The sequence below is a fragment of the Pragia fontium genome (assembly GCF_900638655.1).
Taxonomy (GTDB): domain Bacteria; phylum Pseudomonadota; class Gammaproteobacteria; order Enterobacterales; family Enterobacteriaceae; genus Pragia; species Pragia fontium.
The window spans coordinates 1,901,164-1,917,538 of the sequence record NZ_LR134531.1 but is presented as its reverse complement, the minus strand read 5'-3'; the positions used below and the strand labels follow the sequence as shown (position 1 = coordinate 1,917,538).

Sequence of the window (16,375 nt, the reverse complement as noted above, 5' to 3'; positions counted from 1 at the left end):
CGCGCGCATACTAACAACATAAAAATAGAATTGCTAATAAAATGTGCGGCAAAATTAAGTGAATCAAACCTACTTTGACTCACTTAATTGAAGATAAGTTACAGGGTAACTTTAAATAACTGACTGAAATTATTGGTGGTTACTTCTGCCAATGTTTCCAGTTCAACGCCCTTCAATACCGCCAAATACTCGGCCACATCACGTACATAGGCGGGCTGATTCTCTTTGCCGCGGTGAGGAACTGGCGCTAAATAAGGTGAATCAGTCTCAATTAACATTCTATCTAACGGAACGTAACGAGCCACTTCACGTAGCGCTTCGGCATTACGAAACGTCACGATACCGGAAAATGAAATATAAAAGCCAATATCCAACAGTTGCTGAGCAGTATCGATATCTTCAGTAAAGCAATGCAGCACACCTCGGCACTCTTCGGCTCTCTCTTCTTTCAGAATACTCAAGGTATCGGCTCGCGCATCACGCGTATGAACAATGACCGGTTTATTTAATTGGCGGCCAACCTGAATATGCTGTCGAAAACATTCCTGCTGTAAGGGAATATTGTCCTGTTGATAATAATAATCCAGCCCGGTTTCGCCTAACGCAACGACTTGGCTATCAGCAGCCAACGCCAATAGCGTCTCCGGCTGGTAAACCTCATCCAGATTAAGAGGATGAACGCCGCAGGAAAGAAAAATGTTTTGATGTCCGGCTACCATCTTTTTTAAAGCTTGAAACCCAGGTAGCGTGGTTGAAACCGCCAGACAAGATTTGACATCCCGCTGTTTCGCAGCAGTGAGCACGCTGTTTAAATCAGTATGCTGCTCGGTATAATCCAAAGCATCAAGATGACAATGTGAATCGACTAAATACATAAAAATAAGCTCATAACAGAAAAAGTGATCACGCCAATAAAATATCGGCCTGATTTAGCATATTGGTCAACAGTAACTCGCGGTTAACGCCCGCAACGCTAAGTAATTCATGGCGACACTTCAGCCAATCCTGCGCAATACGGTTAAACAGCTGAGGTGAACCCAGTCCAGCTAGGTTACGAATGACAGATTGGCAGTCTTGATTGACTACAAAATCAAACGCTCCTTGTTGGTCTTTCACCACATCGAGCAATAGAGAAACGGCCCAGTGAATCCGTTCATCGGCATTATCATGATTTAATGCCGGTAGGAATGAAAGTAAATCACGCTGGAAAAATGCCGACGATAATGACTGACAAACCCCTTCCCGGTTTTTCCAAGTTTCCGAGGTTAACAATTGCTGCGCCGCCACCGGTGCCCCGTGACTCAGGCGTAATGCCGTTTTCAAACTGTCCGGTTGGCCAGCGTTCTGGCGTCTTAGCCATTCAATGCTGAACGTTTCCTCAGGACAATCCATAACCCAAAACAAGCAACGGCTACGCACCGTTGCGGGTAATTTCGCCGGTTCATGACAGCCCAACAAGAAATAAGTATCGGCTGGCGGTTCTTCCAACGTTTTCAATAGTGCATTGGCGGCAGCCTCACTGAGGAGCTCCGATTCAGGAAACCAAGCAACCTTATAACCACTTTGCTGCGCGTGGTTATATAGCGTCTCAGTTAATTCACGAACCCGATCAACACCAATAGCACTTTTACCTTTTTCAGGCTCGATAACGTGCCAGTCGGGATGGGTTCCTGCTTTCATCAAATTACAGCTATGGCATATCCCACAAGTTTTTTCACCCTGTGGATTACGGCACATTAACCAGCGCCCGAGCGCCTGGATCAGCTGTCGATCGCCACTTCCGGGGATTGATTGCAATAGCAACGCATGGTGTTTGCGATCGGAAGCATATTGGCTAACCAATTGCCGATAGATCGGTGTCAACCATGGATACCAAATCACTTCACATTCTCCAGCAGCCATTGACGCATGGTTGTCTGAATATCAGCAGTGACCTTTGCCAGGGATTGCGAGGCATCGATAGTGATAATGGAATTATCGCTTTGTGCTAATTCCAGATAACGCTGACGAGTTCGCTCAAAAAAGGCCAAAGACTCTTTTTCAATGCGATCAAGCTCACCACGGGCTCTGGCTCGTTCTAACCCTTTCTCTGGTAACACATCAAGATACAGCGTTAAATCAGGGTGAAAATCCCCCAGTACCGTATCACGCAAGGCGGTCATTAACTGATTATCGATTCCTCGGCCGCCGCCCTGATAAGCCTGAGAGGATAAGTCATGACGATCGCCGATAACCCAGGCACCGCGAGCTAAAGCAGGTTTCATCACATTCTCAACCAACTGAACTCGCGATGTGTACATCATCAACAATTCAGCCTTATCGGTCAGAACTTCATCTCCGATTCCCTGTTTTACCAATTCACGTAATTTCTCCGCTAATGGTGTTCCCCCTGGTTCTCGGGTGAAGACAATATCGGTAATTCCTTTGGCGTTTAATTCTGCTACGATCGTATCACGCGCCGTAGTTTTGCCTGCGCCTTCAAGCCCTTCAATGACAATAAATTTACCTTTACTCATGTCTATTTTCCTGCCCTCAGAGTCTGAAGATATGTGCGAACGGCCTGATTATGGCTCTGTAAATTAGTGGTGAACGTATGCCCACCTTTACCATCTGCGACAAAATATAAATATGGCGTTTTCGCCGGATGCGCCGCGGCCTTCAATGATGCGATACCCGGCATAGCGATCGGCGTTGGGGGTAACCTGTCAATGACATAGGTATTATATGCCGTTGGTGTGGTTAAATCTTTACGGGTGATATTTCCGTTATACAGTTCGCCCATTCCATAAATCACGGTTGGATCGGTCTGCAATTTCATCCCAATGCGCATACGATTGATAAACACCGAGGCGACCTTATCCCGCTCCGAATCAAGGGCTGTTTCTTTTTCAATAATCGAGGCCATTATCATCATTTCGTAAGGTGTTTTATACGGCAGATTCTCTTCCCGCCCCGCCCAGATTTCATCTATAGCGACCTTCATTCGATTGTGTGCCCGTTTAAGCAACGCAATATCGGTGGTACCCGCAGTATAATTATAGGTATCCGGATACAGCCAACCTTCCGGGTGTTGCGGATCGTTGATATCCAGACGCTCGGCAATTTGCCGCTCGTTAAGCCCTTTTAAACTATGTTCCAAGTAATTAGCCTGTTCCAGCAGCGGCAGCCAGTCTTTCATTCGTGTACCTTCAATAAAACGAATAGAAAACTGAGCCTCGCGTCCTGAACGCAGCAGCAAAAGCAAATCTTTGACGCTCATACCGGACTTAATTTGGTAGGTCCCTGCTTTAAAACCGCCTAATTCAGGCTTCACCCGCAGCAACCATGGAAAAGGCTTAATATCCGTTACCAGTTTCTTATCAACCAGCAACTGCGCTAATCCCACTCGTCCAGTGCCGGCAGGCAGAGTAAAGTATGTCTCTTCAGTAATATTGAGTGGCGTCTCTGCATACTTCTCCAGCCATTGATATCCGGCAAATACTCCAGCCGCTCCAGCCAGAATCAAAATTGCAAAGATCCCTATAATTTTTTTCTTCATTGCCTTGGTCATTCTCGTTAGCGCATATCAGAAGCGTATTAAATTTATCCTGATTTTATAAGCAAAACGGCCCGGTGAATATACCAGGCCGTTTATTTACGCATTATCGAACGTATTCGTTTTGAACTTACACTTTACGGAACAGGACTGAACCGTTAGTTCCGCCAAAACCAAATGAGTTACATAATGTGTATTCCATTCCTTTAACCTGACGAGCTTCATGCGGAACGAAGTCCAAATCACAGCCTTCATCTGGGTTATCCAGATTGATGGTTGGTGGAATCGCCTGATCCCGTAGCGCAAGGATTGAAAAAATTGACTCTACTGCGCCGGCAGCACCAAGTAAATGGCCTGTCATTGATTTAGTAGAGCTCACCATCACACGTTGAGCATCCTCTTTAAAGATACTCTTCACTGCCTGGGTTTCAGCTTTATCACCTGCGTGAGTTGAAGTCCCGTGGGCATTAACGTAGCTAACCTGTGAAGGATCCACATTGGCATCACGTAACGCATTTTCCATGGCCAGCGCAGCGCCAGCACCATCTTCCGGAGGAGATGTCATATGGTAAGCATCGCTGCTCATACCGAAACCAACGATTTCAGCATAAATTTTTGCGCCACGTTTTTTAGCGTGTTCGTATTCTTCCAACACCATGATGCCGGCACCATCTCCCAGAACAAAACCATCACGGTCTTTGTCCCACGGGCGACTTGCTGCCTGAGGATTATCATTACGGGTTGAAAGTGCACGTGCAGCACCGAAGCCACCAACGCCCAAAGGCGTACTGGCTTTCTCTGCCCCACCCGCTAACATGATATCAGCGTCATTGTGAGCAATAATTCTCGCAGCATGACCGATATTATGCACGCCTGAAGTACAGGCCGTTGCAATAGAAATGCTTGGCCCTCTTAATCCATAAATAATGGATAAGTGGCCCGCGATCATATTAACAATGGTTGAAGGTACAAAGAATGGGCTTACTTTACGAGGGCCACCGGCCATTAAGGCGCTGTGGTTCTCTTCAATTAAACCCAAGCCACCGATTCCTGAACCGATAGCGGCACCAAAACGCGGTGCATTTTCTGCTGTGACTTCAATACCGGAATCTTTCATTGCCTGTATACCAGCAGCAATACCGTATTGAATAAATGAGTCCATTTTTCTGGCATCTTTGCGAGAAATGTACTCTTCACAGTCAAAACCTTTAACTAAACCAGCAAAACGCGTTGCGTAGGCGCTAGTATCGAAATGGTCTATTAGGCTGATACCACTCTGCCCAGCAAGAAGAGCTTTCCACGTAGTCTCTACATTATTGCCGACAGGGGATAACATGCCCATTCCAGTCACTACAACTCGACGCTTAGACACGTTGAATCCTCCAGAGGGGAATGATTTGTATATGGAAATGAGAAAACTTAGGCGGTCGAATGACCGCCTAGATATGTCTGATTACGCGTGAGCAGTGATATAATCAATCGCTGCTTGAACTGTAGTAATCTTCTCTGCTTCTTCGTCTGGAATCTCAGTATCAAACTCTTCTTCCAGAGCCATAACCAGCTCAACAGTGTCAAGAGAATCAGCACCCAGGTCTTCTACGAAAGAAGCTGCGTTTTTGACTTCTTCTTCTTTAACACCCAGTTGTTCAATAATGATTTTCTTAACACGTTCTTCGATAGTGCTCATACTCTTAAATTTCCTATCAAAACTCGCTAACGCGATGGTTTTCGTAGTTTATTCAATGTTGAAAAAGATGCAACCAAATATAGGCTGGTCGAACCACAATTTTAAGTTATTTTGCTAAATTTAACGCAAATAGCTTAAAATTTCAGCGATTCTTAAAGCATATACATGCCACCATTCACATGTAAGGTTTCACCCGTAATATATCCAGCTTCATCAGAGGCTAAAAATGCAGCAGCGCTGGCTATCTCTTTTGCTTCGCCCAAGCGGTTAGCTGGGACTTGTGACAAAATGCCTGACCGTTGTTCATCTGTCAATGCGCGCGTCATATCAGTTTCAATGAAACCTGGTGCAATCACATTAACAGTAATACCTCTTGAGGCAACTTCACGCGCCAACGATTTACTAAAGCCAATAAGGCCAGCCTTAGCTGCGGCGTAGTTAGTCTGCCCTGCATTACCCATTGTACCAACAACTGAGCCAATAGTAATTATCCGACCACAACGTTTTTTCATCATGGCACGCATAACTGCCTTAGATAACCTGAAAACGGATGTCAGATTGGTGTCAAGAATATCTTGCCACTCATCATCCTTCATACGCATAAGCAGATTATCACGGGTAATACCTGCATTATTGATCAAAATATCAATTTCGCCAAACTCTGCACGAATAGTCTCAAGCACAGCTTCAATAGATGCGGAATCTGTCACATTTAGTGCCATTCCTTTGCCATGCGTACCCAAATATTCGCTAATCGCTTTCGCCCCATTCTCTGTTGTTGCCGTGCCAATAACACGAGCCCCTTCAGAAACTAGTTTTTCCGCGATCGCTCGGCCTATTCCCCGGCTTGCGCCAGTGACCAGAGCAATTTTTCCTTCTAACTTCATGCATTTCCCCTTTAGGATAAATTCAGCTCTAACTTACAGTTCAAGTGCACTTTGCAAGCTAGCAGGATCGTTTACCGCCGCAGCGGATAAAGAATCAACAATGCGTTTAGTTAATCCAGTTAACACTTTACCCGGCCCTATCTCTAACAAATAAGAGGCATTGGCCGCGGCAATATGTTCAACTGTTTCAGTCCAACGTACCGGACTGTATAACTGACGAACGAGTGCGTTGCGAATCGCATCGCCATCGGTTTCAGCTTTGACATCAACGTTATTAATCACGCTAATCTGTGGTGTATTAAAGGTAACCGATTTCAGCGCTTCCGCTAATTTTTCTGCCGCTGGCTTCATTAACGCACAGTGGGACGGTACGCTAACAGGCAACGGTAATGCACGCTTGGCGCCCGCCGCTTTACAGGCTGCTCCAGCACGCTCAACGGCCTCTTTATTGCCCGCAATAACAACTTGGCCTGGCGAATTAAAATTAACCGGAGAAACAACCTGCCCTTGAGCGGCTTCTTCACAGGCCTTAGCAATAGAATCATTGTCCAGACCAATAATGGCATACATTGCACCAGTACCTTCCGGAACCGCGTCCTGCATCAGCTTACCGCGAAGCTCTACCAGACGAATAGCGTCTTTAAAATCCAGTACTCCAGCACAAACCAATGCCGAATACTCACCGAGACTATGTCCGGCTAACACTGCTGGTACCTTACCATCCTGCTGTTGCCATACGCGCCAAATAGCGACAGAGGCGGCTAATAAAGCCGGTTGAGTTTGCCACGTTTTATTTAATTCGGTATCCGGTCCTTGCTGAACCAGATTCCAAAGGTCATAACCCAACGCCTCAGAAGCTTCGGCGAACGTTTCTTGTACTACAGGAAATTCTGCAGCTAATCCGGATAACATACCGACAGTTTGAGAACCCTGTCCCGGAAATACGATTGCAAATTGACTCATAAATATTTTTTCCAGATGCGATTAGAAGCGGATTAATGCCGAGCCCCAGGTGAATCCACCACCAAAAGCTTCAAGCAAAATAAGTTGGCCGCGCTGAATACGCCCGTCTCTGACGGCTTCATCCAAGGCTGAAGGAACAGAGGCAGCCGAGGTATTACCGTGGCGATCGAGCGTAATAACCACCTTATCCAGATCCATACCCAGCTTTTTAGCCGTGGCAGAAATAATACGTAAGTTAGCCTGATGAGGAACCAACCAATCGAGTTCTGATTTATCAATATTGTTAGCAGCCAATGTTTCATCAACAATATGAGCTAACTCGGTGACGGCAACCTTAAAAACATCATTACCTTTCATCGTTAGATAGTCAGGTTTACTTGGATCCACCCGATCATGATTAGGTAACGTGAGGAGTTCACCATAACGGCCATCTGCATGGAGATGGGTTGAAATAATGCCTTGCTCTTCGGAAGCTCCAACCACCACAGCGCCAGCACCATCACCAAACAAAATAATGGTACCGCGATCTTGTGGATCGAGGGTACGACTTAATGCATCAGAACCGATAATCAATGCTTTTTTTACAAAACCGGTTTTGACATATTGATCGGCTATGCTGAGGGCGTAAGCAAATCCGGCACAGGCCGCTGCAATATCAAAAGCGGCGGCATCTTTAATGCCTAAATATTTTTGGACTTCACAGGCAGCACTAGGAAACGCGTTACTTGATGACGTGGTTGCAACAATAATCAACCCAATTTCATCTTTATCAATTCCAGCCATTTCAATGGCTCTGTCGGCCGCATGGCATCCCATTGAAGCCACAGTTTCATCCGCTGCTGCGATATGACGCTGGCGGATCCCGGTACGGGACACAATCCACTCATCAGTGGTTTCTACCATCTGCTCTAGATCGGCATTGGTACGCACTTGTACGGGCAGATAACTACCCGTACCTAGAATTTTTGTATACATGGACGATCATTCACTCTTAGGTAATACGGCCTGAAGACGAGCAGCTATTTGTGTAGGAACTTCGCGTTCCACAGCCTGCACGGCCTGCTCAATGGCTACGGTGAAAGCCTGTTGGTTTGCTGCCCCATGACTTTTAATCACGGAACTACGTAATCCTAACAGACAGGCTCCATTATATCGATCGGGATTTAAATGCCCGAAACGTTTTGACAGACTCTTTTTCAGCCAGTAGCTGATGATCTTCATCCACCACAAACGCTTTTTCTTCCCTGATGATAATAATGAAAGAAATACTCTTACAACACCTTCCAGTGTTTTTAACGTAACATTACCGACAAAACCGTCGCATACTAACACATCCGTTTCGCCAGTAAGAAGATCATTACCTTCAAGATAACCAATATAGTTTATCTGTTGCACATTGCGGAGTATAGCCGCCGCAGCTTGAATATTATCGAGGCCTTTACTCTCTTCTTCTCCAATATTCAGCAGCGCAACACGGGGATTAGGGATCTGCAGAATCTCTTCTGCCATCACTGCCCCCATAACGGCAAACTGAACCAACATATCACTGTCGCATTCAACATTGGCGCCCAAATCCAGTAACAGGGTTTTCCCCCCTTTCTGATTGGGTAATGCTGACACCAAGGCCGGACGTTCAATCCCCTCCAGCGGTTTCAGCATCAGTTTCGCCAAGCCCATCAATACACCGGTATTACCAGCGCTAACACAGGCCTGAGCCTCACCACTCTTCACTAAATCAAGAGCAATACGCATAGATGTACCGCGACTATTTCTGATTGCTTGTGATGGCTTGGCATCATTGGCGACCATAAATTCCGCAGGAACAATGTTAATACGTTCGAGGATGTCAGGTGAATTTGAATTGAGAAGAGGCTGAATCGCGGCTGGGTTGCCGACCAACTGAATATTAAGCGCAGGATTAGAAGCCAATGCCTGCAAAGCTGCAGGCACTGTGACGCAGGGACCGAAGTCCCCGCCCATAGCATCTAACGCAATGGTTAGACGAGCCAAGGTATCACCGCTAATTACTTAGCGATTACCTTGCGGCCACGGTAGTAACCGTCAGCGGTGATGTGGTGACGCAGGTGAGTTTCACCTGAGACTTTATCCACGGATACTGCAGCGGTAGTCAATGCATCATGTGAACGACGCATGCCACGTCTTGAACGGGTACTTTTGTTCTGTTGTACGGCCATCGACCTTACTCCTCGGTTACTTTTGCTTTAAACTGGCTAATACGGCAAATGGATTTGGCTTTTCCGCCTCAGGCGGTAACTCACCAAAAATCATGTCCGCTTCGGACACTTCACAGTGTTCATATTCATGAACCGGCGCTATAGGCAATGAAAGAATAAGTTCATCTTCAATCAGAGCCAACAGATTGATTTCGCCAAACTCATCGACTTCAATCGGCTCATAGCCTGCCGGTAATGCTTCTGCCTGCTCATCATTTTTGATCGGGCTGAAACAATACGTTGCGTGAATAGTGTAAGGAAAGTTGTTATTACAACGCTGACACATCAAGGTTACTGGAACCTTAGCCTGCCCTGTAATCACCACCAACCGCTGATTATCAATTTTAAATGATAATTCAGCGTCAATATCACTATCCACACTCACCACTGACTCGGCTAAACGCAGGGCCTGAGCGCCTGAATAGATACCTGAGTAATCCAGACTTTTCTGAGCCGTACGAAGCGGATCAATGGTTAAGGGTAATTTTACCTTTTGCATAGGGCGCGCATATTAACGTTGTCATCGCTGATAGTCAAAGGAAAAGCGCGTAATTTACGTGCTTTTGACGATCTCAGCCTTTAAGAATGCCCATAGTTTAAAATAGGCTTTGCTATTTCGCTACGTTTTTCATAAAAATTCAATCAAATAATAGCCAATGCATGTAAAACCAGATTCGCTTATGTTAGCTTCAGTGATTAACCGTACTACGATTTATTAATAATATTAAGAAAGGAATCAGATTATGGGATTTGATGTTAGCTACCACCCTATTAGTGAACAAGAAATTAATGAATGGTACTTCGATCAGATAGAGGAAATAAAACAGGGTCAAGATTGCCCATCAACCGCTAAAACGTTGGCTGAAGCGCATAACATTGAAGATTTTTATATTAATAAATACCTTGATACACTCAATGTCGGCGCAAAAACCGACCCAACAGATCCTTTTAACAGAACGCACGGCCTGTATGTTGCCGTTGTTCAAGGTTTTTTCAGGACTTACTTCTATACCCGAGGTTCCGCCTTCTCTTTCCTGATAGAAGACCACCCAGAGTTTATTAAATACACTAAGCCATGGCAAAAAGTCGTTCCATTTGAAATCACCAATCCCCTCTCTAACAATATTACTGAAAACTATTGTTCTGGGGTCTTTATTCCCTATGAACAGGTCATCGAACTCTTAAATGATTACAACGACCCGACCAACAAACAGATACTCGACAACTTTTTTTCCGAGCAAAGAATTCAGGTTTTTCTAAAAGCGCTCAACTACTGTCAGCAGCATAAACTAGGGTTACTAGAGGCAACGGAAGTTATTACGCCGAACCCGACAGATTTAAATGAGAGCTCATGTTATTCAAATTTACTTAACTGTGATCCTGATGGCTTGGTGTTGTATGCCGAAGCAGCCATGGAGCAAATTAATCAGTATATTAGTCAGTTTGAAGCGGCAGAAGCGGCTGCGACTGAACCAAAGAAAAAGGGATTTTTTTCCCGGTTCTTTGGTAAATAATCGGTTAAGTTATCAATATTCAGGAGCCCTATATGCCAGCCTTAATCCTTGCCTCTACCTCACCTTATCGTCAGGCTTTATTAGAAAAGCTGGGATTACCGTTTAGTTGTATGGCGCCTGAAATTGATGAAACCCCACTTCAACAAGAATCAGCACAGGAACTGGTCATGCGACTGGCTAGCGAGAAAGCCAAAGCCGTTGCAGCGAAAAACCCACAAAGTCTGGTGATTGGTTCCGATCAAGTGTGTGTGCTTAACCATAAAATTACCGGAAAACCGCTTAACCGAGAAAATGCCATAGCCCAACTAACGGAAGCCAGCGGCCACTGTATTACCTTCTATACTGGCCTGTGCTTATATAATGGTAATAACGGACAAATAGATACGATTTGCGAACTGTTCAAGGTTCATTTTCGCCAGCTGACATCCGTTGAAATAGCCGCTTATGTCGATAAAGAACAGCCTTGGTACTGTGCAGGAAGCTTTAAGTCGGAAGGTCTGGGTATCACACTCTTCGAGCGTTTAGAGGGCCGCGATCCCAATACTTTAATAGGATTACCGTTAATTGCCTTAAATCAGATGTTGATCCAGCATGGAATCAATCCATTAACGGTAGGATAAAACGTACAGCAGTAAAAAGCCCTTAATCCCCGAGAGTGATTTCAAGGAAATTAAGGGTGGTTAAGTTTTTCAATTATTGCTTTTTAGCACGTAAAACCGTCAGACAACGGTTCAATACTTTATCTAGCGGCGCTTCCACTCGCTGAGTTTCACCCGTAGCAGGATGTTCAAATCGCAGTGATGAGGCATGCAAAAATAGCCGGTTCAGCCCAGTATCCGCTAGCTGACCGTCAAACTCCCTATCTCCATAGCGATCATCGAAGGCAATGGGATGCCCGGCATGCAGCGTATGAACCCGAATTTGATGGGTGCGCCCAGTAACAGGGCTGGCTTTGACCAGCGAGGCATGTTCAAAACGCTCTTCTACTTTAAAACGGGTTTCAGAAGGTTTACCTTCCACATTAACTCTGACGATACGTTCACCGCTCTGTAAAACGTTTTTCAACAGCGGCGCCTGAACGACCTTACAATGGGACTGCCACTGACCACGAACCAGTGCCAGATAATCTTTCTGCATGGTTTTTAAACGTAGCTGTTCATGTAACGATCTCAGCGCAGAACGTTTTTTCGCGACCAGTAAAACCCCAGAGGTTTCCCGATCCAAGCGATGAACCAGCTCCAGAAATTTGGCATCTGGTCTTAATGCTCGTAATCCTTCAATCACACCAAAGCTTAAACCGCTGCCGCCGTGCACCGCAGTACCGGATGGTTTATTCAGCACCAAAATATGATCGTCTTCATACAGGATGCAGCTTTCCAGTACAGCGACTTTATCTAATTTGGCTGAAACAGGCGATTCTTCACGTTCAGCAACTCTAACTGGCGGAATGCGAATAATATCGCCATCTTCCAGTTTATATTCAGGCTTGATACGTTTTTTATTGACGCGCACTTCACCTTTACGCAGAACCCGGTAAATCATACTTTTTGGCACACCTTTTAGCATGCTTCTCAAAAAGTTATCAATACGCTGTCCGGCGGTATCGGCAGTGATGGTCACTATTTGTACGGTTGGATGACTTGTTTTCATGGCGGTCATTCTAGCACGATCAATTTTTGCTAAATATGTCCTTATTAAATTGTTTTAATGACTACACTTATAAATAACACTATTTGAGCAATAAAATAAGTGAGATACGTGTAGCAAATTTTCGCCACAGTTCCAGTATATGGGCTTGTGTGCGACATGATTTTAACACGCTTTTTACATTATTATGCAGAAGAGTAAAAGTCACCTTGCCATAATGCTGTTGGCAGTTGATAATGTGGCTGATTTTCTGCCTTGCATCCCCCCTAACGTGAGGTAACAGGCAAAAAATAAGATTTGCAGATCGCTCAGATAGTGCAGCAATGGCGTAAGACACAATGAGTATCAGGCAATTAGCGAGCTACGGGTAGTGGCTTGGATGGTAAAAGGGTCCGATTTCTACAGCTAAATTTAGAAACGGTTTTCCTGGATAAAAAGCGCTGCTTTCACAAAGAAATGCAGGCTTACCGAGATATGCGCCCCTGTGCAGGCGACAACCGTGAGGTTGACGATTTTGCGATAAGACTCGGGGCCGTCGGTTAACTCTGTCCATTAGTTCCCCTATGCGTAGACTCAATTGACAATATAAAAGAATGAGTATTTTTTGATGAAAAGAATGTTGATTAACGCAACTCAGCAGGAAGAGTTGCGTGTAGCCTTAGTTGACGGGCAACGTCTGTACGATTTAGATATTGAAAGTCCAGGGCACGAGCAAAAGAAAGCCAATATTTATAAAGGTAAAATTACCCGTGTTGAACAAAGTCTGGAAGCAGCATTTGTTGATTACGGCGCTGAACGACACGGTTTCCTCCCATTTAAAGAAATTTCCCGCGAATATTTCTCCTCCAATTCAAGCTCTGGTCGTCCGAACATTAAAGATGTTCTGCACGTCGGTCAGGAAGTTATTGTTCAAGTTGATAAAGAAGAGCGTGGAAATAAAGGCGCAGCACTAACAACCTTTATTAGTCTGGCCGGCAGTTATTTAGTTCTGATGCCCAACAACCCTCGCGCCGGTGGTATTTCCCGTCGTATTGAAGGTGACGATCGTCAGGAACTGAAAGAAGCATTAGATTCACTAGAAATTCCTAACGGTATGGGCCTTATCGTCCGTACTGCTGGCGTTGGTAAATCCGCTGAAGCATTACAGTGGGATCTTTCTTTCCGTTTAAAACACTGGGAAGCAATCAAGAAAGCCGCAGAGAGTCGCCCTGCTCCATTCCTGATCCATCAAGAAAGTAACGTTATCGTTCGCGCCTTCCGTGACTATTTACGCCCGGATATCGGCGAAATCCTGATCGATAATATTAAAGTTCTCGACCTGGCCAAAGAACATATCGCCGCTCTTGGTCGTCCTGACTTCAGCAGCAAAATCAAGTCTTACACCGGTGAAATCCCGCTGTTTAGCCACTATCAAATCGAATCGCAAATCGAATCTGCCTTCCAACGTGAAGTTCGTTTGCCTTCCGGTGGCTCTATCGTTATCGATACCACTGAAGCCTTAACGGCCATTGATATTAACTCCGCCCGTTCTACACGCGGTGGCGATATTGAAGAAACTGCCTTTAATACCAACCTGGAAGCCGCAGATGAGATTGCTCGCCAATTACGTCTTCGTGACTTGGGTGGTTTAATCGTCATCGACTTTATCGATATGACGCCAATTCGCCATCAGCGCGAAGTTGAAAACCGTTTACGTGATGCGGTTCGTCAGGATCGTGCGCGCATTCAAATCGGCCGTATTTCACGTTTTGGCCTACTGGAAATGTCACGCCAGCGTCTAAGCCCATCTTTGGGAGAGTCGAGCCATCATGTGTGCCCTCGCTGTAGCGGTACCGGTACCGTTCGCGATAACGAATCTCTGGCGCTCTCGATTCTGCGTTTAATCGAAGAAGAAGCGTTAAAAGATAACACCAAAGAAGTTGATGCTATCGTTCCGGTTCAAGTTGCGTCTTATCTGTTGAACGAAAAGCGTGAATCAGTGAATGCCATTGAACGTCGTTCCGGTGGTAAAGTTCGCGTGGTGGTTGTGCCTAATGAACGTATGGATACACCACATTACGAAGTTATCCGTAAGAAACCAGGCGAAGAAAGCCATGTATTAAGCTACATGTTGCCACAATTGCATGAAGCGGAAACCGAGTCGGAAGAAGAAACCGTACACGAGCGCAAAATCCCAGAGCAACCTGCACTGGCCAGTTTCTCACTGCCGACAGAGTCAGCTCCGGTTGAAGAGAAAAAAGTGGTCACCACAGCACCTGCGGTAACCGCACCTGCTGCGCCTGGCCTGTTCTCTCGTTTGGTTAGCGGTCTGAAAAGTATCTTAGCACCGGCCGAAACAGCTCCAGCCCAACCTGAAAAGGCTGCGTCGGAAAAATCTAGCTATAACCAGCAAGATCGTCGTAACAACAACCGTCGCAACAATAATCGTCGCGATCGTAATAACGACCGCAATGACCGTAACGGTGAACGTAACAACGACCGTAATAGCGATCGTAATAACGACCGTCAGAATCGTGATAACAACCAAGATTCACGTCGTAACAATCGTCAGCCTCAACAAGCAACGACCGATACCGCTCAGAATGCGACAGCCACCGCCCCTCGCGATGAGAACCGTCGTGAAACTCGAGCAGAACGCCAGCGTCGTCGTAACGAAGATAAACGTCAACAGCAAACGCAAACTCAACAAAATGAGCAGGTAGAAGCCAGCATTGTTGAGAACGTAGTTGTAGTTGAAGAAGAGAAGCCTGCATCGGTTCCAGCTCAACGTCGTCAACGCCGCCAAGTAAACCAGAAAGTTCGTGTTGCGGCACAAACTGAGCAAACAGAAAGCAATAGCGACGCAGTTAAACCTGAAACCATGATTGCAATGGTTGAAGAGGTTAAATTGCTACCGCAACCTGCTGCAGTGAACAAACCTGAAGAAGCAGGACTCACTACCGAGTCTGACAGCGATAAGAATGGTTATAATAACGGCAATAATACCAATGATGCTAATGGTATGCCGCGCCGTTCTCGCCGTTCGCCGCGTCACCTTCGCGTTAGCGGCCAACGTCGTCGTCGTTATCGTGACGAACGTTATCCAACCGTTTCACCGATGCCATTAGCTACAGCAGCGGCATCACCTGAACTGGCATCGGGTAAAGTGTTTATCAATTACGCAGCGTTAGCCGTTGAACAACCGAAAGCGTTCGAACCTATTGAAGCCTTGGAAGCAGCAAATAACGCCGAGAAGCGTATTACACAGCCGGAAATCGTTGTTACCAGCGTCGTCGCTGAAACAGTGGAATCCTCTGTCGTCAATGCAGCAGAAAAAGTTGAAGTGGTAGTTAATGAAGCTTCAACAATAGTTGAAACACCGGCAGCAGTCGCTCATGTTGAAACTCAATCTGATGAAGTGGTTTCTCCAGTGGTTGAAGCACCACAAGAATCCGCTGTTGTTGAAGAAAGTGTTACCGTCAGCAACCCTGAACCACAGGTTGTCAACACGATCACGGAACCAACAACATCAGTCGTTGCTACGCCTTCTATTCATGCAGGTACGTCTTCGGCGCCGGCTGCATCACCTTCATATCACGCAGAGCCTGTGGTTGAAGCCGTTGTACAACAGCCAACCCCAATCGTTGAAGACGTTAAATCACCGGTCGCGGATGCTGAAGTGAATACCATTAACCCCGTTCAGGTTGCCAGTTCTCCAGTCTCCAGACCTGTCATGCCTGAAGCTGAAGTATTGGCAGAACAACCAGTAACTGTGGTATCTGAAACGGTAGCCGTTGTTGAAACCCCTGCTACTTTACCTACTGAAGCATTCGCGGGTAAAGGTTCTGCTGGCGGCCATGCAGCCACTAATCACGCGGCTGCGCCAGCGGCAAGACCTGCCCCGATTGATGATTAATCTCATTAATCAA

Annotated in this window: 16 protein-coding genes; 3 read left to right on the top strand and 13 right to left on the bottom strand. The window is 45.9% G+C overall.

Annotated features, from left to right (window positions below):
- Positions 1-98 precede the first annotated feature (98 nt).
- The 12 genes from EL341_RS08300 to yceD all read right to left on the bottom strand — a co-directional run bounded on the left by EL341_RS08300 (position 99) and on the right by yceD (position 9,805).
- Positions 99-875, bottom strand: coding sequence for a metal-dependent hydrolase (locus EL341_RS08300; protein WP_047780953.1), 777 nt, complete (start codon positions 873-875; stop codon positions 99-101).
- Positions 876-903: 28 nt separating this feature from the next.
- On the bottom strand, positions 904-1,881 hold the full coding sequence (gene holB / locus EL341_RS08295) for a DNA polymerase III subunit delta' (RefSeq protein WP_074822943.1): 978 nt from the start codon (positions 1,879-1,881) through the stop codon (positions 904-906).
- Entirely contained in the window at positions 1,878-2,516 is a 639-nt protein-coding gene (gene tmk, locus EL341_RS08290; protein ID WP_047780951.1) for a dTMP kinase, read from the bottom strand. Before tmk ends, holB begins: the two co-directional genes overlap by 4 nt.
- Before the next feature lie 2 nt (positions 2,517-2,518).
- Positions 2,519-3,538, bottom strand: a complete 1,020-nt coding sequence (gene mltG / locus EL341_RS08285; RefSeq protein WP_047782610.1) for an endolytic transglycosylase MltG — start codon at positions 3,536-3,538, stop codon at positions 2,519-2,521.
- A 127-nt stretch (positions 3,539-3,665) separates the two neighbouring features.
- Complete coding sequence (gene fabF / locus EL341_RS08280; protein WP_074822947.1) at positions 3,666-4,907, bottom strand: beta-ketoacyl-ACP synthase II; 1,242 nt, start codon at positions 4,905-4,907, stop codon at positions 3,666-3,668.
- An 81-nt stretch (positions 4,908-4,988) separates the two neighbouring features.
- Positions 4,989-5,222, bottom strand: coding sequence for an acyl carrier protein (acpP, locus tag EL341_RS08275; RefSeq protein ID WP_047780949.1), 234 nt, complete (start codon positions 5,220-5,222; stop codon positions 4,989-4,991).
- Positions 5,223-5,374: 152 nt separating this feature from the next.
- Positions 5,375-6,109, bottom strand: a complete 735-nt coding sequence (fabG, locus tag EL341_RS08270; protein WP_047780948.1) for a 3-oxoacyl-ACP reductase FabG — start codon at positions 6,107-6,109, stop codon at positions 5,375-5,377.
- 33 nt (positions 6,110-6,142) lie between these two features.
- Positions 6,143-7,072 carry an ACP S-malonyltransferase gene (gene fabD / locus EL341_RS08265; RefSeq protein WP_047780947.1) on the bottom strand — a complete coding sequence of 310 codons (930 nt, stop codon included), beginning with the start codon at positions 7,070-7,072 and terminating at the stop codon, positions 6,143-6,145.
- Between the two features lie 21 nt (positions 7,073-7,093).
- Positions 7,094-8,047, bottom strand: a complete 954-nt coding sequence (locus tag EL341_RS08260; RefSeq protein WP_047780946.1) for a beta-ketoacyl-ACP synthase III — start codon at positions 8,045-8,047, stop codon at positions 7,094-7,096.
- Positions 8,048-8,053: 6 nt separating this feature from the next.
- Complete coding sequence (plsX, locus tag EL341_RS08255; RefSeq protein WP_114986596.1) at positions 8,054-9,082, bottom strand: phosphate acyltransferase PlsX; 1,029 nt, start codon at positions 9,080-9,082, stop codon at positions 8,054-8,056.
- 14 nt (positions 9,083-9,096) lie between these two features.
- Complete coding sequence (gene rpmF / locus EL341_RS08250) at positions 9,097-9,267, bottom strand: 50S ribosomal protein L32 (RefSeq protein WP_029095369.1); 171 nt, start codon at positions 9,265-9,267, stop codon at positions 9,097-9,099.
- A gap of 16 nt (positions 9,268-9,283) precedes the next feature.
- Complete coding sequence (gene yceD / locus EL341_RS08245; protein WP_047780944.1) at positions 9,284-9,805, bottom strand: 23S rRNA accumulation protein YceD; 522 nt, start codon at positions 9,803-9,805, stop codon at positions 9,284-9,286.
- A gap of 244 nt (positions 9,806-10,049) precedes the next feature.
- On the opposite strand from yceD, the gene EL341_RS08240 reads away from it, so the two are divergent.
- Positions 10,050-10,820, top strand: a complete 771-nt coding sequence (locus EL341_RS08240; protein ID WP_074822953.1) for a hypothetical protein — start codon at positions 10,050-10,052, stop codon at positions 10,818-10,820.
- 32 nt (positions 10,821-10,852) lie between these two features.
- Entirely contained in the window at positions 10,853-11,440 is a 588-nt protein-coding gene (locus tag EL341_RS08235) for a Maf family protein (protein ID WP_074822958.1), read from the top strand.
- Between the two features lie 73 nt (positions 11,441-11,513).
- Here the strand turns inward: EL341_RS08235 and rluC are convergent, their stop codons facing one another.
- Positions 11,514-12,470, bottom strand: a complete 957-nt coding sequence (rluC, locus tag EL341_RS08230; protein WP_074823145.1) for a 23S rRNA pseudouridine(955/2504/2580) synthase RluC — start codon at positions 12,468-12,470, stop codon at positions 11,514-11,516.
- A 604-nt stretch (positions 12,471-13,074) separates the two neighbouring features.
- Between rluC and rne the strand changes: the two genes are divergently transcribed.
- On the top strand, positions 13,075-16,362 hold the full coding sequence (gene rne, locus EL341_RS08225; RefSeq protein WP_074822961.1) for a ribonuclease E: 3,288 nt from the start codon (positions 13,075-13,077) through the stop codon (positions 16,360-16,362).
- Positions 16,363-16,375 lie beyond the last annotated feature (13 nt).